The organism is Pseudovibrio sp. W64 (assembly GCF_001623145.1).
Classification (GTDB): domain Bacteria; phylum Pseudomonadota; class Alphaproteobacteria; order Rhizobiales; family Stappiaceae; genus Pseudovibrio.
The window spans coordinates 83279-106064 of sequence record NZ_LMCI01000009.1 but is presented as its reverse complement, the minus strand read 5'-3'; the positions used below and the strand labels follow the sequence as shown (position 1 = coordinate 106064).

The 22786-nt window shown below is 49.7% G+C and carries 14 protein-coding genes; 6 read left to right on the top strand and 8 right to left on the bottom strand.

The genetic code is table 11. From position 1 onward, the window contains the following. Positions 1-31: 31 nt before the first annotated feature. Positions 32-1132 (bottom strand): ABC transporter ATP-binding protein, encoded by a 1101-nt coding sequence (locus PsW64_RS06980; RefSeq protein ID WP_063303179.1) that lies wholly within the window; start codon positions 1130-1132, stop codon positions 32-34. Between the two features lie 129 nt (positions 1133-1261). On the opposite strand from PsW64_RS06980, the gene PsW64_RS06975 reads away from it, so the two are divergent. Continuing rightward, positions 1262-2251: a LacI family DNA-binding transcriptional regulator gene (locus PsW64_RS06975; protein WP_063294024.1), complete on the top strand. Its 990-nt coding sequence runs from the start codon at positions 1262-1264 to the stop codon at positions 2249-2251. 78 nt (positions 2252-2329) lie between these two features. Here the strand turns inward: PsW64_RS06975 and PsW64_RS06970 are convergent, their stop codons facing one another. Further along, positions 2330-3148 carry a tetratricopeptide repeat protein gene (locus tag PsW64_RS06970; RefSeq protein WP_063303178.1) on the bottom strand — a complete coding sequence of 273 codons (819 nt, stop codon included), beginning with the start codon at positions 3146-3148 and terminating at the stop codon, positions 2330-2332. Continuing rightward, positions 3145-5340: a polysaccharide deacetylase family protein gene (locus PsW64_RS06965; protein ID WP_208980624.1), complete on the bottom strand. Its 2196-nt coding sequence runs from the start codon at positions 5338-5340 to the stop codon at positions 3145-3147. Before PsW64_RS06965 ends, PsW64_RS06970 begins: the two co-directional genes overlap by 4 nt. A gap of 360 nt (positions 5341-5700) precedes the next feature. Between PsW64_RS06965 and PsW64_RS06960 the strand changes: the two genes are divergently transcribed. The 4 genes from PsW64_RS06960 to pelG are packed head-to-tail and all read left to right on the top strand — an operon-like array spanning position 5701 to position 10741. Continuing rightward, positions 5701-6774 carry a hypothetical protein gene (locus PsW64_RS06960; RefSeq protein WP_063303177.1) on the top strand — a complete coding sequence of 358 codons (1074 nt, stop codon included), beginning with the start codon at positions 5701-5703 and terminating at the stop codon, positions 6772-6774. 1 nt (position 6775) lies between these two features. Continuing rightward, on the top strand, positions 6776-7759 hold the full coding sequence (locus PsW64_RS06955; protein ID WP_063303176.1) for a hypothetical protein: 984 nt from the start codon (positions 6776-6778) through the stop codon (positions 7757-7759). Between the two features lie 13 nt (positions 7760-7772). Then, complete coding sequence (gene pelF / locus PsW64_RS06950) at positions 7773-9284, top strand: GT4 family glycosyltransferase PelF (protein WP_063303175.1); 1512 nt, start codon at positions 7773-7775, stop codon at positions 9282-9284. 35 nt (positions 9285-9319) lie between these two features. Then, on the top strand, positions 9320-10741 hold the full coding sequence (pelG, locus tag PsW64_RS06945; protein ID WP_063303174.1) for an exopolysaccharide Pel transporter PelG: 1422 nt from the start codon (positions 9320-9322) through the stop codon (positions 10739-10741). Here pelG and PsW64_RS06940 read toward each other — a convergent pair. Continuing rightward, positions 10738-11637, bottom strand: coding sequence for an MJ1477/TM1410 family putative glycoside hydrolase (locus tag PsW64_RS06940; protein ID WP_208980623.1), 900 nt, complete (start codon positions 11635-11637; stop codon positions 10738-10740). The two genes, pelG and PsW64_RS06940, sit on opposite strands and share 4 nt — an antisense overlap. A 1580-nt stretch (positions 11638-13217) precedes the next feature. Between PsW64_RS06940 and PsW64_RS06935 the strand changes: the two genes are divergently transcribed. After that, positions 13218-14198, top strand: coding sequence for a crotonase/enoyl-CoA hydratase family protein (locus PsW64_RS06935; protein WP_063303172.1), 981 nt, complete (start codon positions 13218-13220; stop codon positions 14196-14198). Between the two features lie 13 nt (positions 14199-14211). Here the strand turns inward: PsW64_RS06935 and PsW64_RS06930 are convergent, their stop codons facing one another. The 4 genes from PsW64_RS06930 to PsW64_RS06915 all read right to left on the bottom strand — a co-directional run bounded on the left by PsW64_RS06930 (position 14212) and on the right by PsW64_RS06915 (position 22785). Beyond that, positions 14212-16815, bottom strand: a complete 2604-nt coding sequence (locus PsW64_RS06930) for a hybrid sensor histidine kinase/response regulator (RefSeq protein ID WP_063303171.1) — start codon at positions 16813-16815, stop codon at positions 14212-14214. After that, a complete protein-coding gene (locus PsW64_RS06925) occupies positions 16812-18998 on the bottom strand; it encodes a GGDEF/EAL domain-containing response regulator (RefSeq protein WP_063294041.1) in 2187 nt (728 codons plus the stop codon). Before PsW64_RS06925 ends, PsW64_RS06930 begins: the two co-directional genes overlap by 4 nt. Positions 18999-19577: 579 nt before the next feature. After that, the gene (locus PsW64_RS06920) at positions 19578-20918 is read right to left on the bottom strand and encodes an HlyD family type I secretion periplasmic adaptor subunit (protein WP_208980622.1); all 1341 of its coding nucleotides are present in this window, start codon (positions 20916-20918) and stop codon (positions 19578-19580) included. A gap of 28 nt (positions 20919-20946) precedes the next feature. Further along, on the bottom strand, positions 20947-22785 hold the full coding sequence (locus tag PsW64_RS06915) for a type I secretion system permease/ATPase (protein ID WP_063303221.1): 1839 nt from the start codon (positions 22783-22785) through the stop codon (positions 20947-20949). Position 22786: the final 1 nt, after the last annotated feature.

Here is a 22786-nt window from a genome sequence, read left to right as displayed (position 1 = left end):
GAAAAAAGTTCTATTCACGTTTAAAAAGGTGTCAGGCCGCCTCGGAATAAAGGTGAAGCCCACCAGCTGGCACGCAGATCGTCACCACATCGCCAACCGCATATCGACAAGGATCGTCGATCATGTAGAGCTGCCCGGCGCTTTCTATTTCGTAGCGAAATACCCCCCCCGGATAGCTGAGTTGTGTCACCCTACCCGCCAGAGCCAAATGCCCTTCAGGTACGGCTTCATCGGCACGCAAATGTGCTGCACTGGAGCGGAAACGCCCCCGTACAGATCCGGCAGCTGATGCCTGCCAGTTCACACCTCCATCACCAATCTCGTTTGAAACACTTAAGCTGGCAGCCTTGACGGCCTCCTGCCTTGCAATGCTCAAAATTCCATTTGCACGCTCAACATTGAGGGCAATTTCGTTCTCAGCGCCCATAAAGGTCGCAACAAAATTGGACTTTGGCTGCTCATAAACTTCCAGCGGTGTGCCCACCTGCGCAACGTGCCCTCCATTGAGAATAACAATGCGATCGGCCATCACCATCGCTTCTTCCCTGTCGTGGGTCACATGCACTGCCGTCAAACCCATACGCTGCTGCAAAGAACGGATCTCATGCCGCATGGACAAGCGAATGCGTGCATCAAGATTGGAAAGCGGCTCATCCAGCAACAGGATCGGGGAATCGACAGCCAGTGCCCGGCCAAGAGCCACACGTTGACGCTGACCCCCAGAAAGGTTGGGCACCTTGCGGTCCCCAAAGTCAGCAAGTCCCAGCAGCGTCAACAGCTCATCAACCTTCCGGTTGATTTGCTCCTTGGACATCCCACGCAGCTTCAGGCCATACCCCATGTTCTGACGAACCGTCATATGAGGCCAGAGCGCATAACTTTGAAACACCATCGCCATGTTGCGTTGTTCGGGTGGTAACTGTGCAACATCATTCCCGTTAACGCGGATCTGCCCCGACATGGGTTTGATGAAACCGGAGAGACTTTTCAGAAGAGTTGTCTTTCCGCAGCCAGATGAACCCAGCAGCGCAACAAACTCAGAAGAGTTGATTTCAAGATCAATGTCATGAAGAACACGGGTCTTGTCGTAACCAACACAAAGCTTTTCGATTTCGATTCCTACGCCAACCATTCCGGAAACTTGCCCCCCTTTAAGCAACCAAAGCATTATGCTATGAGTTTTGGCAATCGATTGCAATAGAGGTCTTCTAAGCGACTTCTTTGAAGTTAAAATGACAATCATCCAAGATAGTAAGAAGCGATGAAAAGACTGACAGGTAAAGATGTTGCACGTGCCGCAGGCGTTTCTGTCTCTGCTGTTTCCCGTGCGTTCACGGCGGAGAATCGCCTCAACAAAGCGACTCGCGATCACATTTTAAAAGTCGCTTCTGAGATGGGGTATCGCCCCAACGCACTTGCACGCTCCCTCATCAAACAAGAATCAGATCTGGTCGCTGTCGTCTTCGGAAACACCGATGGCATGTACGATAAAGATTTCTTCAACCGCCTGTCGACCGCCTTGCAAAAACGCGGAAAATGGGCCCTGCAAATACGCTCCGAGGAAGAAGAAAACATTGCCGAGACTCTGGGCAAAGCACTAATGTATCCAGTTTCAGCGGCCATCGTGCGAGCCGGCACAGTTGATTTGCAAGTGATCGAAAACAGCAAGAAAATGCACGTGCCATTGATCTACACAGGGCTGGGACCAATGGTCAAAGGTGCAGACTGTGTGTGGTTAAACTACAAGCGCGGCGGTCTGCTTGGCACGCGGCACCTAATCAAACGCGGATGTAAAAAGATCGCTTACATCGGCGGTATTGAAGGCATCACAGCAGACACAGGTCGACGCGAAGGATATCTGGAAGCACTGGGCGAAGCTGGCCTTCAACCCCACGGAGTGTCACAAACCCGGTTCGATTTCGAAAGCGGCCTGCAGGCCGCATTGAGCCTCCTGCAAAGCGATAATCCGCCCGACGCCTTTTACTGTGTCTCGGATGCTGCTGCTCTTGGGGTTTTGAATGCAGCAAAATCCATATTGAACCTGCGTGTTCCGGAAGATGTCGCCGTCGTAGGATCAGACAACATGCCAATGGCTGCCTGGCCTTGCTTTGATCTGACTGCAGCAACCAATCCAATCGACGAGATTGTCCAAAACCTCATGAACACACTGGAAGCCCGCCTTGCAGACCCGGATCAGCAGGAAATGTCCGTCGTGGTAGAACCCGAACTGGTCATCCGCGGCAGTGCGTAGCTGAGAGCAGTCAAGACGCCAACAACTGAGGCTGGTGCATCTTCAAAAGCATCAGCCAGAGCCTATGAAGTCACAATGTCATGGACAGTCTTGATCGCCCTCCTTGGGCCTGATGACACAAGATAAAATCGCAGCTAGCCCCTCAGGCACCTCAACCTCCCGCATGTACTCATCACGGCCATATCGCAAAAACTCGCTCCGGAAATCAAAGTCAGCCCAAGGCTCGTTCGTCTCTCGCAAACTGAGAGCAACATTTTCGGCCTTCAGAAAGTCACCGATTTCAAGCAGGCTATGAAAATAAGCCAGACGTGCAGGCCAGTGCTTTGGTGTCAAAGGAGCACTTTCGTGATGCTTGGCAAGAGCCGCCGCAGCCGCTTCCATCCTCTCCCCCTGAAAGTGCAACATGCCCAACCGGCCAAGTTGTTGAGGTGTCAACACTCCATTACCGTCAAAGAAGGAAAGCTCTGAGAGCTCTTCCTCATAAAGCCCCTCAAACTGCAACGTGGAGAGCAGCTTGTCACGGTCCTCAGGCTCAGCGCTCAACCGTGCGACCGCCTTTAAGGTTTCCACATATCCTCGAAAGTCACCTGCCAATCGGTGGTAGAGCTCAATCTTGCGCAACACCCAAAGGTCATCGGGAGAGCGTTCAATATACGCCTCGTGCATGCGGTGCATTTCCTCAACAAACCCCAATTGCTCTGCAATCTCAGCCAGCTGAAGATACTCCTCCGGACTACTGTCGTCCTCCTCAAACGAGGCCAGTAAATGCTCCCGAGCCTCATGATACTTTTGCTCTTTGATCTGAACAGCAATCTTCTCTGTTTGCCCCGGAACAAGCGCATAACCGATCCCCAGAAACAGCAGATAAAGCGACAAATACTTGAGGAAGCGGATCATGGCCGCCTCCCCGTCGTCGCTATGCGTGCTGTCGAAGCCCAGTTTTTACATGTCAATGAAATGTCCAATGGCTCCATCCCGGATACAGCCAGATCCAAACGCAAAGATCCATCCGGTAATGGCTGAACGTCATCACTCAAGACAAGCTCATCCTCTCTCCTCACCTTCACCCGATGAAGGCTTGAAGACAGTCCACGAAACTGAAACTCCCCAGCTCCAAACCCAAAAGCACGAAAACCAATGCGGCAAGGCTTATGCACCCAGTCGTAAACCTGCCATCGGGCATCCGTGATGCTGGCAACATGCTCATCGCCTGTACTGTGCGATGATTTCAGCACAATCTCCGGAACACGAACCGCCGGATCCAGCGAAACATACAGCGAGTTCTGGTGGTGCTTTGAGCCAATAACGCCGTTGCTCTTCGCCAAATCAATCTGCCACTGCTCTGCATCATCAAAGCGAAACGACTGAAGACGCTCTCGATTCAAAACAAGCCAGCTGTGATCACTCGTCTGGTAGAGCTTCACCCCAAAAAAGCTATTTGCAATAGCAGCATACTGCGAGGCAAAGATCGGCAAATAAGCCCCATCACGCGCTCGATCCAAATGCTTCCGAACCGCTCGCAGCGATGCATCATGTTCCGCAGAATAGGTGTGGTAATACACATTGTAGGGCCTCAGCCGGATCGGGCTCTCAGTATTATCAACGGTCTGATGCAACTGCGAAAATCCGTAGAATGGCCCCGTCCAGTCATTCGTATATGTGTTCTCGTTGCTGGAGACAGCATAGATCTGCCGCTCTGCGCCAACCTGGCGGGATAAGGGGGCCACATAACTCAAAGAAGGCCAGTCACGGTCAAACCGCGTATCGCCGCCATTCATGTTGTAAACACCAAGCTTACGAGTATGCGCAAGCGCTTCCTCAAACGGCTGCGTGTCACCAGACCACAAGAACAACTTCGCTTTTTTACCACTCGGCGCAAAGCTTTCGGCCTGAGAAAGAGAACCTCCGATCTCTCCCACAAGCGAAAACGGTTTGCGCATGTAATAACGCGGCATAGACACATTCTGAGCCAGATAAGTCTTGAAAGAAGCCTTGCCACTCTCACCAAAGAAACGCTTGGAGAGCCAGCTCACAGGTCCCTCAGCTGCTGGCTCTTTTGCAACATTCTTCTCACGAATAAGCGCAAGCTCTTTAGCACGGTCATAATCTCGATAGAAAGCCCAGTGAAACGGATGCGAATGGGTATGGCTGGCCACTTCCACCTGCGGGAGAGCAAACAACTCTTTGACCAGCCCAACGCTGCGATCATCCCCTCCCTCACTCCGATCAACATCCGCTGTCACCAGACCATAAGTGACAGGTAAATCAGGGTACGGCCCAATCAGCTCTCGCAGCATCACTTCGCCGGATAATGCCTTTTGTCCCCGATACTTGGAAGAATAAGAGACGTTGTTCCAACCATCCCCATCAATGTGCGAGAAATAAATTCGCCGCCCCATCAACGTCGACGTATCCGGAATGGGAAAGCGCTCCTGCTTAAGCGCCCACTGAAGAAATCCAATTGGATCAATCAACCACTTCTGGCGGTTGAGCACATCGTCAGTCGCAATGGCAAAGCCGGGTTGAACATAGGATCCTCCAGCCCCGATAAAGGCCAACTGCGTTCGTTCCGTCGCAACACGCACAGGCGGCTGAACAGAGGCAATCGACTGCCCCTCTGGGGATATGCGCGTAACCAGTGAGTACCCCGGCAATACTTTGTAAAAGGGTCGTTCAAAGGCAGTTAGCTCTGAATCCAGACGAAGATCTGACGAGGCGCTTGTGAGCATCACGAACCCAGCCTCAAACCGAAGCCCCAGATGCCGCAGGAACTGATTCAAGACCACCCCATCATCTTCCAGATTGCGAATTCCGGTCTCACCAAACACAAGAAACTGCAATCCCGAATTCGCCTGCTTATCGGCCCATGCAAAGTATTGATGTGGATCAGCCAATGCCCCTTGGAACCAGCTCACAACAGCAGCTGTATTTTCCGTAGGTTTCATCGCAGACAAACCCGCATTCACGTCAACATACCGGATCGAATAACCAAGGTGGTTCAACGGCATCTCAAGAAGGTTATGTATTGCCGTTGCAGATGGCTCAGCCTCACGAAGGCTATCGTACAAGCCGATAATCTCTCGCTTCACCAAGGCGGCCTGCGAATTATTGATGAAACATACAAAGCAAAACAGCGCAAAACCGTAGAAAATAAGGGCGCGAACCTGCCTAGTAATTCCAGCTAAAAACAATTGCCACTCACCTTCAATATAGAAGGAGTACAAAGAACAATCGTTACGCACTTCACGCATCCTGAAGTCACCAATAAGTAATTTAAGACTGTATACTTATTGCAAACAAATCATTTTATATCCAACCCAGAACTTAATACCCTAACTTTCCATAGAGTTGAATATAAATAAAACAGCAAGTAAATATTTCCGGCCACGAATGAAGATTTAAAACACAATCTATACTGATGATTTTGACAATAGGACTATTTATTCGCGATGTATTCGGATCAGTATTTTTCAAGTAACACTGAACATCATAAAAAGAAGAAAGCGAAACGCACACCGGAAAAGCGCTACCACGCTTTGGAGGTCGTCCTGCTGTTCCTCCCCTTCCCCGCAGTGTCTGCGATGTATCCTGAAATCCCACTCTGGAGCATTTCGCCAAGCCCGTTGTGGATCCCGATCATTATTGCCAGCTCTATCCTCGGAACCCGTTCCGGAATCCTCGCCGTTCTGGCAGCGCTGGCGATCACTCTTTGGTACCTCCCGCCACAAACCATGGGCGGACAGGGTTTCTTTGAGTACTTCACAAACACGGGCTTGCAACCAACACTCTGGCTCCTGACAGCGATTGTACTCGGAGAATTCAGGACATCACTGCTGCGCAAAAACCAAAAACTCCAAAGCCAGTTGACCCATGTCCTCGGACAACGTGACACAATCTCTGATTACTGCACCACACTCACGCTTGAAGCCGAGAACCTGCAAAGCCGTATAGCTTCGATGGAAACCACAAGCCCTGTGAGCGTGTGCCGGGCAATCGACAAGCTGAGTACGCTGGATCTTCAAAACAACAGCAATCAGCTGGAAACCCTTCTTGCCAACCTGATCGGCACGACCAGATATAGCCTCTTCAAGTGCTCAAATAAGCGCCTTGGTCTCCTCCATTCCAACACCACGGCATCATCTGAGCTGAAACCTTCGCGTGAGCAGCAAGAACAAGCATGGCTGATCAACCATCCGGATACGACCGAACTAACTTCTCTGGCTGGTGATAAAAGAGTGGTCAGGTCTCGCACGCCCAGTGGGAGCCTTGCGTTTCTATTTGGAGCCCCAGGTTCAAGCAGCCTGCGAACGGACGGTGAGGCACTGCAAGGTGCAATCATCTTCCATCAGCTGGAAGCGCACCTGCTCGAAGAAGACTCCACAGTGCTGTTAGAAGCCATCAGCAGTGCGCTCTCAAACAACCTCCTTAGCCACAACGCAGCCCCAATGCCAGATAACCTCGTCGCCTTCTATTCGGTCAACGCTCCCCAAACGAGCAACAGGTTCGACAACTCGGTGATCTAGGATGGTTCAGGATACGTTGCCCGATGCGCCAACCACCAAGCAACCTTTCAGCCTCTCAATAATCTTGCTGCCGGTTATCATCGTAACCGCAACGATTATCGAAGCTTGGTTCTTCTCGCAGATCATCCAAAACTCCGAGGTAATCGAGCTTGCTGCTGCGTTTCATTGTCTTACAGTCGTGCTCTGCCTTCTGCTTATGAGAAACATCCACAGCACTGGCTTTGCGCTTTTTGATTATGGCATCTTGCTCTTCGCACTGTTTGGCCCATTGGGAGGATTGCTAGCTTCTGTCCTGATGCAATTGGATGGCAAAAGACAAACTGCCCGGCTTGCCAAATGGCACGCAACACTTGCTCTTGAAGATACGCCAACCAAACAAGCCGATATATTCAGCAAGATCATAAGCAACCGCTCATTGGACATGACAAATGGCTCACCAAAGCCATTCCAGAAAATCTTTGCCTCAGGAAACACTCAGGACATCAAAAGAGCTCTGTCCATCATAACGCTCAAATACAAGCCCGAGTTGCTGGAGTTCCTTCAGGCCGCACTCAAAAACGACAAGCCTGAGATCCGCGTTCAGGCAGCCGCTGTTTACACCAAACTCAAGCAACGCTTTCAAAACGATATCTCGGAGATGATCACTCTCCCCTCAGAAGCGTCAATAGAGCAACGACGTGAGGCGATCACACGATTACAGGCCGCAGCCCTCTCTCAACTCATAGACGCATCCCAGCGAGAGCAAGTGACATCCACACTGCGTAAGTTCCTGAAAACGGATGCACGCCCCGAAGCCGAAAAAGCCCTGACCCTCTTGCGGGCAGACCGCCTCATTCAAAAAGAAGCTCTCAAAGAGGCACAGCTATGCCTGAAGCAATTAACTCGCGTCAAAGATCTGGAAGCCTGCGCGATGAACCAGCGCATAAAGAACAGGCTTGAACGAAGAAGGGTTCAGCCTGCGCACGAACAGGCCTTGGTCAACTGAGAGGGTGAGTGGTATGCGTTCTTCGTCAACAACAGACGTCTGCATAACCGTTGAGGGCTGCTACCCTTATGTTGCCGGAGGCGTATCCTCTTGGATCAATTGGCTTATCTCAGGCCTACCAGACCTCACCTTCTCTGTCGTCGCAGTTCTCGCCAGCTCACAAAATGGCATACCCAAATACAAGTTACCACCAAATGTGAAGCACTATCAGGAGCTTGCTCTCTTCGACATCCATGATCCCGAGCCCGTACCAGATTACGGCACCTCCAGCACACAAGGCATCTCAAGAGAGCTCCGCGCCTTCCTGAAAAACGGCAGCAAAGCGCGCTTGTATGATCTTGATCGTCTCGTGAACTCCACCACCCGCCCATGGTCCATAAACCAGCTGACCCACTCTGATCTCACATGGAACGTCATCTGCCAGATGTACGAGGAGATTCTGCCGGAAACCTCATTCCATCACTTCTTCTGGGCTTGGTACACATTGTTCGGCGGCCTGTTCGCAGTCCTTAAAGCTCCCATCCCGCAAGCCAGGACCTACCACACCATTTCAACGGGATACGCAGGCCTGTTCGCAGCAAGAGCAGCCCTGAGCACACAAGCACCGGCAATCATCACCGAGCACGGCATCTACACTAACGAACGCCGCATAGAGATCTTGCTCGCAGACTGGATTGAAGACAGCATCAATAAAGGTTTCTCGCTGGATGATCCCCGTCTAGACCTGCGCGATCTCTGGATCTCGGCCTTCGAAGCATTTGCCAGATGCTGCTACAACAGCTGTACGGACATCACCACGCTTTACAAAGACAACCAGCTGATGCAGCTGTCTCAGGGAGCGTGCCAAAGCAAAATGCAAGTCATTCCCAACGGCATCAATCTCGACAAATTCAAGTCCGCACAAGTGCAGCATAACCACCACCACCCAACAGTGGCGCTCATTGGGCGCGTGGTCGCAATCAAGGACGTCAAAAGCTTCATTCACGCCGTTGGCTTGCTGAAAAATGAGCTCCCTGATGTGAATGCACTCATCCTGGGCCCAACCGACGAAGAACCCACCTACTTCGAAGAATGTCATAAGCTCGCAGTGCAGCTGGGTCTGGAAGAGACGATCACATTCACAGGTCCGGTCAACATCGCTGAGTACCTGCCCTCCATTGACCTCGTCGCACTCACCAGTTTGAGCGAAGCCCAACCCCTCGTTCTTCTCGAAGCCGGAGCCGCCGGAATTCCCTGTGTCGCAACAGATGTTGGCTCATGCAGAGAGGTCTTGGAAGGTCGTGCAGATGATCCCCATCCACTCGGGTCTGGCGGCATCATCACAGAGCTTGTATCTCCATCCGCAACAGCACAAGCCATGGCCAGACTGCTAAGGGATGATGAGCTTCGCCAGCAATACGGAGCGCAGCTGCGACAACGTATAGAACGTGACTACAACGAGCAGCAAGCCCTCAAATCCTACAAGGATTTGTATGAGCGGAACTTCGAGAGACAGCGCCCAAAAGCAAAACACTACTTTGCATAAAACAAAAGATAACATCATGGTATCGGAGACTTTGAATGGCAGGCATCGGCTTTGAGCTGCAACGTCTAACTCACAAAGGTGATTTGTCGTCTCATGTACGGGCTGTCTTCCATGCAAGCATGGTCATCGCAGGCCCTTGGCTCGTGTTCGTTCTGTGTGTCCTGTTCATCTCACTTCTCACAGAACAGAAACTGGGCTTACCGCTACTCACCGGCTTCAGAACAAAACTGATTTACATCCTCGGCCTATCGCTTCTCACAAGCGCACCCGTCTTGATCATCGCCATAAGGATGACATCAGATGCCATTTATTTCAGAAAATTCCATCTCATCCCACAAATCTATCTGGGCGCGCTGTATGCCTGCGCTCTGCAGACAACAATTGTCAGTGCACCAATCCTGATAATGCTCCTGAATGTTCCACTTCATGACGTGATAAGCATCATTGTTTCCTGCGTGATCGCCAGCCTGCTCTGGATTGCCCTCGGCTTCAGCTCAAGCCTGCAAAATTACAGAAGCGTCAGCCTATCCTTTGCAACAGGCTTACTTCTCACAGTTGCACTCATCATCTACAGCACAGCATATAGTCCCAGTGAGTTTCATTTGCTTGGTGCCTTCAGTCTGGGTTTCCTGTTGTGCGTTATCTGGCTTTCAACCGAAATCCTCTTCACATTCCCCGCATCGCACTACGCTTTCACAACAACGCTGACATATGTTGCAGGCGCCATGAAGCGCTATTGGCCCCTCGCATTGGCCGCAATATTCAACATCAGCGCACTATGGGTCGACAAAGTCATCATCTGGCAAAGTACAGAGGGCCAACTTCTGCCCAGCGGCCTGCGGCACGCCCCCGCCTATGACAGCTCAATATTCATAGCCCAATTACTGCTTATCCCACCTTTGGCGCTGTTTTTGATTGAGGCTGAAACCAACTTTTTTCGAAACTTCAGAGCGTACATCCAAACGATCACGGGACATGGCACCCTCGTTGAGATCCGCGAGAAATCAGAAAACCTGAAGACAGAAGCGATCTATACATTGGGGCGCATCACACTGATTCAGCTAGCCCTCTGCGCACTGCTTGTCCTGTTCTCTCCAATGGTGGTCGAATCTCTGAATTTTGAATACCGACAAGCTGCGATAATCCGAATTGCGGCAATCAGTGTACTCTTTCAATTCTTGTTTTTCGCAGCCTCTACAACACTCATTTTCATCAACAAAAACATGGAAAACATGCTGTTGCAGCTCGCGTTTTTATTGCTCAACGCCAGTTGTACCTACGCAACCTTGTATCTTCCTCGGGAATATCTTGGCTTCGGCTACTTCGTCGCCTGTCTGACAGCAAGTTTCCTCGCTGTGGCAACATTGCAAAATGCCTTCAGAAAGCTGGACCAGCACATCTTCTTTCAGGCGCGCCTCTCCCTTAGGCCCAACACCTGGTATGAAGCTCTTCGTTAGAAGGCGACCAACGTATCTAAGGGCCTGCGGGTAAAGAGAGAAATCACGCCCAACTCATCCAGTTCCTTGCGCGCGCGCCTACGCTTGTCTCCATCCTTCAGGTACTCGATTACGAAGACGGACAAGCCATCCCTTTGCGCTTCAGCCAGAAAGCCCCAACTCCAGTCAATCAGTTGCGGGCTGTTACGGGCTCCATCTTGATAGGCGCCAAAAAGCAAATCTTCCTTGCTGATCCCGTCAATCTCATCGCGGTATTCAGGAAACCGAAGCAGCTCTTCCCCGTTCTGGGCAACGATAATGAAGCCGGGCTCCTGTGCTTTCGCCAGTCTGGAAATTTTCCCGACAAACTTCACCATTCTGGCCTGCGCTTGATCACCCTCATCATACCGCTGGAAAACATCAACACCATCCAGATACACACCATCATAACCAGCAGAAATGATGTGCTTGAGATAGGCCATAATGAGGCCTTGCCATTCTGGTTGCCAGAATTTGACGGTGTAATTACCGGGCCAATTGAGATTTTCATCACCCAGCCATTTAGGAGGGGTCTCCTGCCAGGTATCTTTCCAGTACTCCCGATAATCCTCTGCTTCACCTATGCTGAGATAAGCAAGCACACGACGTCTGGAACCATCTGGTTTTTCCTTGGCCTTGGCAATTTCATAACTGGAAAACCGACCCCGTGCAGTCCCGTCTTTGGAGTAATCAATCACCACAAGATCGAGATCTGACTGATGGATTTTCTTGATCTCGATATCCTGCAGCTGAACTCCCCACCGCGACACATCATTCAACGGCGCTTGCATCTCTTCCACCTTGTCACTGGAGCAACTCAAAAGAAACAAAGCAGGAGAAAAAGCAACAACAGCGAGGACAAACCTGAGGTAAAACATCGGCGCTCCATGCAACAGGCCCCACACCATATGCCCAGACAAAACACAACGCTATGCCTATTCTTTCTTATGAAAATTTCTCAGGTCAGCACTTCAGTTTTGAACTCTCAGAATCTGATCTTCTTACCTGAGACATATTGTATTACGACACTCTACAAAGTTACCCTACTATCCCCTCACCAGATTGTCAGAAGCTGAGATAGGTCGGCGGGTGACTCGATCGCAGCAATAGAATCACGGGACGGCTGTAACTGGCATTTGGTGCTATCATTGTATACATACTGCTTTCCACAAGCACCGGCAGGCTCAGGAGTTTAGCAAAACCAGCAAGGCCCTTGCTTCCTCCCTGCTTCACTATCCTACATCAGAATCGATGAGGAGCTCCGCCAGCCTCCTCGTCTCCACTCACAAGCTCAGTCAAGCATTCAGGATAAGATCACTCATTTCACTCAGCACGAAGCATTGGTGCCATAGCTCGACCATGTTCATGCTGCAGCAAATACGTCGCTCCATGTGACCATGCAGCAAGACGCGCGAGTGGATGAAAGAGAGCGTGGTTTTCACATTTCAACGCAGCTTTTACAAAAGCGCTCACCGTTTCTGACCGATGAACGCAAACGGTCGCAAACACATATCTCATCGACATCGTAAAGTTGGGAGGAGAAGCTCAAACCATCACAGCAATGACGCTCAAATCCGCACTTTGCTGCTCTCAAAACGACCATTTTTTACGTTAATCCAGACAAGTGATTTGCTGTCTAACACCTCAAAATCAGCGCAATTCAGCAGTTTTCCACGTTTTGTACAAAAAAATCGACGCTTATGATGGTAAAAATTCATCAGGCGTATAAGTGCCATTTTTTTAGGCAAAATACCATAGGAAGACGAGTTAAACCCGAAAATTGCAACTGCAAAGCGCGATAGCAATACTCAACGAGAGCCTTCCCGGAATTCGCCCAAAAATAACGAATAAGCCTTTGTATTTATTGATTTTTATATGATCCTTGAGATTCTCATAAAGTCCAAATAACGATCTTATAGATTAAGGTTACGTGATAAAATACGCTCTCTCAATCAGATGAAATTGCCTGACTAACTCGCTAAACAAGCAACAAACGAATTTTGGTTAGTTTTCGCAATGTATGAATTACTAATATTTTAAATATTATACTTTGATTTAAGTAACAATTTGAGAGATCCAAAACTGATGATTATTTTTGCTTGTATAGGTGCGATCCATTTCCACTTATAACTGAATTGTTTACTACCAGCCTCAGCTTAGTTTCATATTACCTATTGGGAACCCCCACTCCAACTCTTAAGTAATCATATCTATAAGCTTTGAGAGTCCAACAGTTAATATTCATGGTTAACAATAAAGCTAAAATTTTAGTCACAATGACGCTGGGTAACTACTTCACTCATGCAGTGCAATAACTTTTTTGCTCGACATACATATTGGTATTAATATATTATTTACCATGTTTGATTGCACATAATACAGTCGAAAGCAAAAAATAGACTGATCTGGGGTGTGCCAAAACCACTGTAACGCATAGGCAAATTTTGTAGGGGCTGAGATGTCTGATCTAACGGGGCATAGATCCAACTTTCCTTCCTTAATTGGAACAACAAAGCCATCCTTAAAGTCTGGCACGCATCCAGTTGTGGATGTCGCCGCTGTTTCAATTGCACAGCAATTTGCGTCTGTTCAGTTGAATTGGGTTGATCTGGAATTCGACGAAACAACAAAAGCTCTCTGGCTTTATATGAAAAGCGAAGGACGTCCTTGCTTTACACCTGAGTTGCTGAGCGAACTCGCACAGTCACAGGCCGTGATGAAGCGTCTTTTTGAGACTTATCAACCAGCAGATCCGTGCCCGATCAACTTCAAGGTCGTCGCCTCTCGTATTCCAGGCGTTTACAATCTCGGTGGTGATCTTAACCTGTTCATCCAGCTTATCCGCGAAAAGAACCGTGAGAAGCTTCACAAGTATGCCGTTGATTGCATTGACGTTGTTTACCGCAACGCAATCTCTTCAAACCTGCCAATCGTCACGATCGGCATGATTCAGGGAGATGCATTAGGTGGTGGATTTGAAACCGCACTCTCTTGCGATGTGATCATCGCAGAACGTCAAGCCAAATTCGGCCTGCCGGAGGTTCTGTTCAATCTGTTCCCAGGCATGGGTGCTTACAGCTTCCTGTCACGCATGGTCGATGGTCGTGTTGCAGAAAAAATGCTTATGAGTGGACGCCTCTACTCAGCTGAAGAACTTCATGAAATGGGAATTGTTCATGAAGTTGTTGAAGAAGGTCAAGCACCGTTTGCGGTTCAGCAGTACATCACCAAGAACGCACGCAAGCACACCGCTCACTCTGCTATTTACCGCGCAGGCCGTACCGTTCAGCCCGTTGCTTATGAAGAACTGATTGACGTCGTCGAGATTTGGGTCGACGCCGCTCTGTCTTTGTCCGACCAGGACTTGAAAAAGATGGAGCGCCTGACAAAAGCTCAGGATCGTCTCGGTGCTCCATCTGTACGTAAGCAAGCTTTCTAAAGTTGTACTGGTTCTAAGAAAAATCCAGTGTGCTCAAGCGGTTGATAGGATTACTTCCTTCCTGCTTGAGCTGCTGTAGATACCTGGTCAGGTTTTCATGATCACGCTTTATCTTGCCTGACAGCTTACGCAGCATGTCTTCACCCAGGATCGGCATTTGCGGCGCAGGCAAGTTCTCCATGTCATCACTCAGTTTCGCAACTTCCGTCGCCCCAAGGTTGACTGAAGCAGAACGAAGCGCATGTGCACTTGTCCGAAATAGCTCTGCATCCCGAGCATCAAATGCAGCTTTAATATCGCGATGCAGCTGTGCGGTGTCTTTCAGATAATCTTCAATCACAGCAATAACGAAATCCAGACCACCAAGTGTTCTCAGTTGCGACAGGCTTGCATAGTCGATCCCAGAGGAAACTGCAGAGGAAAACCGAGGATGTTCGGAAATTGACGTTACCTGACTATTAGCAATCTTCTTGCGGGTGATGTTTTCGTAAACACCACTTTCTGCAATCACATCATCAACCAATGTCAGAAGCTTTTGCGGCTCGATCGGTTTGGTGGCACATGCATCAGCCCCAGCTTCCTGCGCATTTCGTGCTGCCGCGCGACTTGCATCTGCTGTCAGCGCAATAATCGGAAGGCGATCCTGTCCAAGCTCCGTAATACGATGCAGCTTGATGGTCTCAATACCGTTCAGCACCGGCATATTGATATCCATGATTGCCAGATCGTAAGAGTTATCTTCCAACTCATCCAAGGCCAGTTCGCCGTTGCTGACGAGTTTGCAGGTATGGCCGCCCTTTTGCAGAATTTTCTCAATAACACGCTGGTTGGTCTTGTTGTCTTCAGCAACAAGAATGTTCAGCCCAATATAGCGACTGAAGTAAGCTTGTAGCTCTTCCTTAAGCTCCATGCCAGATTTCGCATCTTCCGCACCTGCGGCCCTTAGAGCCCAGGCAACCGCTTGCGTGGAAACCGGAACTTTGATCGAAGAAACAATACTTGGCTGGAAAACGTCCTCGCACTCTTTTTCCGATGCAGCTGAGTAAACTGGAATCAGATTGACGTTGTGATGGTGACCAGTCGATTTCAGCGCATAGTGCAGGCTATCCGACGTCGCTGCCAGAACATCTTCCCCAACGAAGAGAACAATCTTGCCGCCATCACTGGACGTTTGTTGACGCAAAGCACTGAAGGCACTGCCAACTGTCTCAAAACACTCATGCTCAATGCCACAATCCTGCAAAGAAGCAGCGCAAACATCCCGCAGATCCTTGCGTTTGGAGACAATAGCAACAGCCCCATCTTCCACTTCAAGCCGAATTGTCTCGTCACTGACAGCACGGCCTACTTTCAGCTCAATGACAAAGGTGCTGCCCTGCCCCGGCTGGCTGGTGACAAACACCTCACCGCCCATCGCGCGGACAACTTCGCGCACAATGGAAAGACCAAGACCTGTCCCGCCAAATCGATCCACGATGCTGTCATCAGCCTGCGTGAAACGGTCAAAAATGCGCGACTGAGCATCTTTAGAAATGCCAATACCGGTATCTTTAACTTCCAGCTGCAGTCGAATTTCGCCACCATCTGCTTCCTTGCAAACTGCGCGAATGGAAACTGAGCCTTCTTCGGTGAACTTGACAGCATTGCCGGCAATATTCAGCAAAACTTCGCGGATATGACGTGCATCACCCACGAGGAGCGGAGGTAAGTTGCTGTCCACGTAGCGCGAAATGATCAAGCCTTTACCACGCGCTTGCCCCTGCACAATCTGTGTCACCTCACGCAGGATCGAGTTCATGTCAAAGACCGTCCGACTGACGATCATTCGACCACTTTCAATCCGGCTAAAGTCAAGAATACCGTTGATCATGGAAAGGAGCGAGCTACCGGAATACTTGATGGTCTTCGCCATATCCCGCTGCTCAGCATCCAACTGCGTGTCCTGGATCAGGTCACCCATGCCAATGATCGCATTCAACGGTGTCCGCAACTCATGACTGACAGCGGTGAGGAACTGGGTCTTCGCTCTATTAGCGGTTTCAGCAGCATGCTGTGCTGCGGTCATCGATCTGATGAGCTTGCTTGCATAGAGAGGCACAACAACAAGACACCCAAGCAAACCCAAGCCAAGAATGAACTCACCTTGCCAGTATGGGGTCGTCAGCACCACAGCGAACCCACTTACAGAGGCAATTGTCGCCAATGCCAGATAATCCAACCCAAATCGGAATCCGTTACCGAAGATCACCCAAAGATAGATAGGAAACAGGATTGAAAGGTATTCCCCTCCCACATACAGCCCGGCAGAGACTGCCCCGACATCTAGAAAAATCGCCAGAACGCGCCGAAGCGAACTGATGTTCTGCGAGTAGAGCAGATGAGCGAGCAGTGCCAGAGACCCAACACCAAACGTGGTCATGATGACATTGGTCTGGAAGTTTTCATGCGATCCAAAAGTGATGTTGGAAGCTAGGTAAGGCGTGATCAGCAAGGTGAACATGAAACGGTTCAGAGACATTTCGCCTTCACCGCCGCCCAACTGAATAATACGCTTATAAAGATCCTTTAATCCGCTCAACGGGAGCAACTGCAGCTTCGTTTTTCTGTTGTCGTTCATAGTTCAAACTCCGCCCCAGCCAACGCTCGTTGCTGCCCGTTCCCTTGCAAGTTCGCTGCTTGCTCTTCCAGGAGACGTAAAAAGTCCTCAGCAGGTACAGGCTTGCCAAACAGATAGCCCTGCGCCATTTCACAGCCAGCATCTGTGAGATATTCAGCCTGTTCCCGGGTCTCGACACCTTCTGCGATGATGGAGAGATCAAGGCTCTTACCCAACCCAACGATAGCCTTGATGATGACCGTGTTGTTCGGGTCCGTCATCATATCGCGCGTAAAGCACCGATCAATTTTCAGGCAATCAACGGAGTATCTGCTCAGATATGCGAGGGATGAATACCCGGTCCCAAAATCATCAATCGAAATCGCAATTCCCATCTCGCGGATCTCGCGCAAGTCGCGGACGGTTGCTTCTGAGCCATGCAGAACGATGTTCTCTGTAATCTCAATCTCAAGCTTATCAGGCGGCAAACTGCAGGAAACCAAAGCATCTTTCAAAAGCTGTGGCACGTTCTGCTTACGGAATTGTGTTGGCGAAATGTTCACGGCAATCCGAGGCGTCGCCACCCCTAAGTCGAGCCACTTCTTTGCCTGCTGACAAGCCGCAAAGATCACCCATTCGCCAATTGGCAGTATAAGCCCAACCTCTTCAGCCGTTCCCAAAAAGACGTTGGGAGCAACCACACCATAGTCTGGTCGGTTCCATCTCAGCAGCGCTTCAGCACCAACAATCTCCTGGGTCCGCAAATCAATCTGAGGCTGATAAAACAGTTCCAGCTGATCATGCTCAATCGCATTCCGCAGCTCAGCTTCCAACGCGACAGTTTCTTTAACGTGGTGATCCATCTTCGTCGAAAACAGATGGAACGTGTTTCCACCATCTGCCTTGGATTGGTACATGGCCATATCTGCGCAACGCAGTAACTCTTCGCTGTTAAGGCCATCCTCCGGGTATTTGGTAATCCCAACGCTGGCACTCGTCTGAAGTTCCCGCCCACTGATATGGAACGGTTCTTCAACTACACTCACCAAATGCTGAGCGAAACGCAGAGCCTCCTCTGAACTCTTCAAATCAGTCTGGAGAATAGCAAACTCGTCACCACCCAATCGCGCAACCAGGTCCGAACCATCTACACAGCGCAATAAACGCTCTGCGAGCACCTCCAGAAGGCGATCGCCGGTACGATGACCCAAAGCATCATTGATTGATTTAAAGCGATCCAGGTCGATAAAATGCAGCGCAAAGCTACGACCGCTGTTTCGGCACTGGAAAATCTCTTCATCAATGCGCTCGCCAAGCATGGTTCTGTTTGGCAAACCCGTCAACGCATCATGGTGCGCAATATGAAGTAAATGCGCTTCTGCACGTTTGCGATCAGAGATATTGGTCGCGGTCGTCACAACATGCGTTGTGTTCCCATCAACGTCCAGCAGAGGGCTTTTTGTAACGATAAAATGGAAGATATCACCAGCATGGTTTCGCTGTTCAATTTCATAGGGCGGCAAGGCTCTGCCCGTAATGAAAACCTTGCGGTCCAAACGACGATTTCTCTCACGGGTAAACTTATCAAACTTGCCGTAAGTATCTTCACCAACAAGATCTGCCGTGGTCGAGTCCAGAAAGCGCGCCCAAGCCGCATTCGAGAACGCGCATAGCCCATCTCGTGTGCTGGTCGTGATCATAGCCGGAACACTATCGATCACTTGCGCCAGCTGCTCACGGGAATCCCGGAGCGCTTCTTTGCTCTGCTGCTCTACGTTGACCAGTTCCTGTTCAAGAAAGCGAGCATGACGTTTAACCGCATTTTGCTCTTCTCGCAGAGCAAGCAGATTTCTGGCCCGACTGACGAACTCATTGTGGTCAACCGGACTTTGCAGGAAATCAGTTGCGCCCGCCTCCAGTGCACGAATTCTAAACGAGCGATCCGTAAAGACAGTGATGACGACAATCGGCACATCGCTGCAATGCTCAAGCGCACGCACCTTTTGCGTTAGATCAGCGCCATCCATTTCCGGCATACTGTAGTCGGTAATAATCAAGTCGGGGACGCTGCTCTCCATATATTCGAGAGCATCAACCGGCGAAGCAAAACAGTGCACTTTGACAGATGCATCTACAGCGAGAGCAAGCTTTTCAAAAATACTTCTATTAATTGCCCTGTCATCGACAATAACGATTGTTGTCATGCAGCTACCACCACGAGCCTAACTGCCGAAGGCAACAAACACCCGCAGCAGTTGAACAAATTCACCCCATGGTTATCTTCGCTTAAGGAGACAGTGTTAAGAAATGCCAAATAGTTATCATTAAATGCCTAGTATCAAACTTGTGGTTCTATTTACCTATCGGCATACATCAGTCGTCCACTGCCAGTGCACAGACGCTTTAGTTTCCTTCATCAACAAAATAAAGCTAACGTATGCGGCAGTTTGCAGGGATTTCTACGGTAAATCAAAGGACTGCCCAATTAGTTACTGAAACATTGAGAACACAATAAAAAATTTTCTTCAAATTGCACTAAACAGTTGTGAATATAGATCCACATACACTCACTTAAAGCTAGTGCACCTGCACAATTAAACAAATAAGAGCGCAGTAACAAAAGTGAGTCTCATAAAAAAAGCAGGTATAGCTCGCCATTCTCCTTTGAATCATTCTTAGTAGGAGTTGCTGAGCATTGGACCTGATAGCAAGAAACATCGCACTACAGAAAGCTCATATGGTTGAATCAGCTTAACGCAACAAGCTATTGAGCTCGACCAATATCAAGGCTCCCTGAAGGCTCTCGACATGCTGTCACGAACAGGCTCCATAAGGTAATCAAAGAAGGTGCGGTCTCTGGTTGTGATGTACACCTCCGCTGGCATGCCCGGCGTTGCTTTAAAGTTGAGGTATGTCGGAATTTTCTCACGATCCAGCTTCACACGCGCCTTATAAACGTCAGCAGATACGCTCATCGGATCCTCACTTCGCAATGCATCAGCTGATACGTATACGACCCTTGCGTCCAACATCGGTGTAATCCGCTGATTCAAAGCCGTCAGGCGAACCATTGCCTTCTGCCCTTCTTTCACGTTGTCAATCTCGGTGGTTTGGATCGACGCTTCAATAATGAGTTCATCCTGCAGAGGTAGGATTTCCATTAGATCCTTACCACTCTCAACCACACCACCTGCAGTGTGATAACGCATCCGAACAACAATCCCGCGAACTGGTGCTACGATCTCAACACGCTGCAGAACATCTTGCGCTGCACGTATTTGCTCACTCACATCATCCAAATCAGCATTAACGACCTGAAGCTCCCCAACGGCGGTTTGCGAGGCTTCATTCTCCGCCCTTACAATTTGCGCCTTTGCTCTGGCGATACGCTCAGTCGCATCTCCAATCTCAGCAAGGATACGACCTTCCTCACCTTTGAGATTGGCCAGTGAGCGTTGAATGCGAAGTACGTCAGATTTCCGGATAAGGCCTTTTCCAAGGATCTTCTGTTTGGAATCCAACTCTTCCTGAAAGAGATCCATCTGCTCCTTCACAGCGACAAGCTGCGATTGGCCACCTTGGATCCTCTCCTTTAGTGCATTAATACCTTGAGTAAAAATATCAATTTCACTCTGAAGTTTTCGGGTTCGAGCTTTGAAGGTCAGCAACTGGTTCAGAATGATACTCTTGATCTTAGCATCCTGCGCAGTGCTTAAGAGTTCCGTCGGCAGCACCAATGACTTCTGGCCTTTGGCCTCTTGCGTCAAACGCGCTTGAATAGCCTGAAGACGCGCTTGCCGGATCAACAAGCGTTCAAGGTTAGCTTTAGCTGCTGTCTCATCAAGTTTCACCAGCACTGCACCGGCAGCCACCACATCCCCTTCTTTCACAAGGATTTCCTTGATGATCCCACCTTCAAAGTGCTGAATAATCTTGTTTTGCCCAGTGGCAACAAAGGATCCTGAGGCGACGACAGCCCCTGCCATTGGAGCACTGGAAGCCCAGTACCCAAAACCGGCAAATGTGAAAGCAATAATGATAAAACTAGCCAGTATGGGCGCGCGAGTTGTGCGAGGCACATCCTCATACCAGCTTCCATCAAGTATAAGAGCTCTAGTAGACATAAAAATCACCAAATAAGAAAAGCTTAAACTATTCAGCTGGTTGTGCTGCTGGCAGATTATGCCCCGGCGCATTTTGATGTTGTGGAATGCCGGGTCGCTTACCAGTTATCAATGGCATCACTTCATCACGGCTGCCAAAGGCAGCAACCGTCCCATCCTTGAGCATCATGATTTTATCGACACAACGCAGCAAAGCAGGCCGTTGCGTGATGGCAATAACAGTCATGCCATCTTGCTTTGCACGTTCTAGAGCCTGAGCAAGCGCCTGCTCCCCGATTGTATCCAAGTTAGAATTAGGCTCATCAAGAACCAACAAACGCGGATTATTATAAAACGCCCGTGCCAATCCAATACGCTGACGCTGCCCGCCAGACAGCGGCGCACCATCCATAGCAACTTGCGTCTCATAGCCTTGCGAAAACTGCGAAACCATCTCATGGATGTCCGACATCTGCGCCGCTTTGAAGACATCTTCATCTTTGGCTTCACGGTTCATGCGAGCGATGTTCTCTTTAATTGTGCCCGGGAAAAGCTGTACATCCTGAGGCAAATACCCAATGTTTTCGCCCAGCTGCCGGCTATCCCAATTCCGGAGATCCATCATATCAAGGCGCACATTGCCCGCCGTTGGAATAAGGGAACCAACCAACATCTTCCCAAGCGTGCTCTTGCCTGATCCCGAAGCACCAACCACCGCCAAAGATTCACCAGGAGAAAGCTGAAATGAAATACCATTTAGGATCACACGTTTGTTGGGCGGTGGAACAAACAACAAACGCTCAACACTCAACCGCCCCGCAGGATTCGGCAGGCGCAACCGATGTACATTCAGGGGCGAAGTATGGAGCAATTTCTGAATACGGCCATACGCACTCTTCGCTCCCACATAGCTCTTCCAACCATCAATAATACCTTCAACCGGAGCCAACGCACGGCCACCAATAATAGAGGCTGCAATAATCATCCCTCCGGTTATTTCATTGGAAAGCGCAAGCCATGCCCCCCATCCCAGCATCGTGATCTGTGTCGACAGGCGGATGAATTTTGAGATCGCAGAAATCAGGACATTTCTGTCTTGTCCCATTATTTGCGCTTTCAAAGACTCTGCTGTCTCCTTACCCCAGATAATCACCCCTTCCGGGATCATCCCCATCGCATTCATGACCTGGGCGTTTCTCGCCATTGCCTCAGCTTGCAGATTGGCACGCGAGGAAAACGCATTGGCCTTTCCAAATGGCACAGCCGTCAGCTTCTGGTTGATCCGTGCAAGCACAAGAAGCAACAGAATGGTCGTTGTCACAATCATCCCCAAATGAGGATGAACCAGATAAACGACGAGCAGGTATATAGGAGCAACCGGTGCATCCATGATGGTTAGAAGAACTGAACCAGTCAGGAAGCTTCTCAATTGCTGGAGGTCGGAAAGAGCCTGAAATTCCTGACTACTGCCGTTGTGAGACGCTCGCGCCGCTGCACTCAAAACAGGCCCACCAAGGCGTGTTTCAACATCAACAGCAACCCGCATGAGCATGAAGCGCCGGAACATATCCAACAGCACATGTGCAAGCACAAGCCCGATAACAATGGCTGTCAGCATCACCAAAGTATCAACACTCCGGCTCGTCAGAACACGGTCGGAAATCTGAAATAAGTAAATTGGAACAGACAGGATCAGAAGACTGGCGCAAAACGAAAAGAAACCAACATAAAGCAGGTTTACCTTGGCACGCGCCAATCCATTCTGCATCAACTTGCGAAAATCAATATCTTCATAGGGTCCTCCATTCTTCCTGGAGGCGAAATTACCCTTTTGGCTAGCAAGCTTTTCTCCATGTGCAGGCGCTTGTTGAACACCATCCACCTGCAAT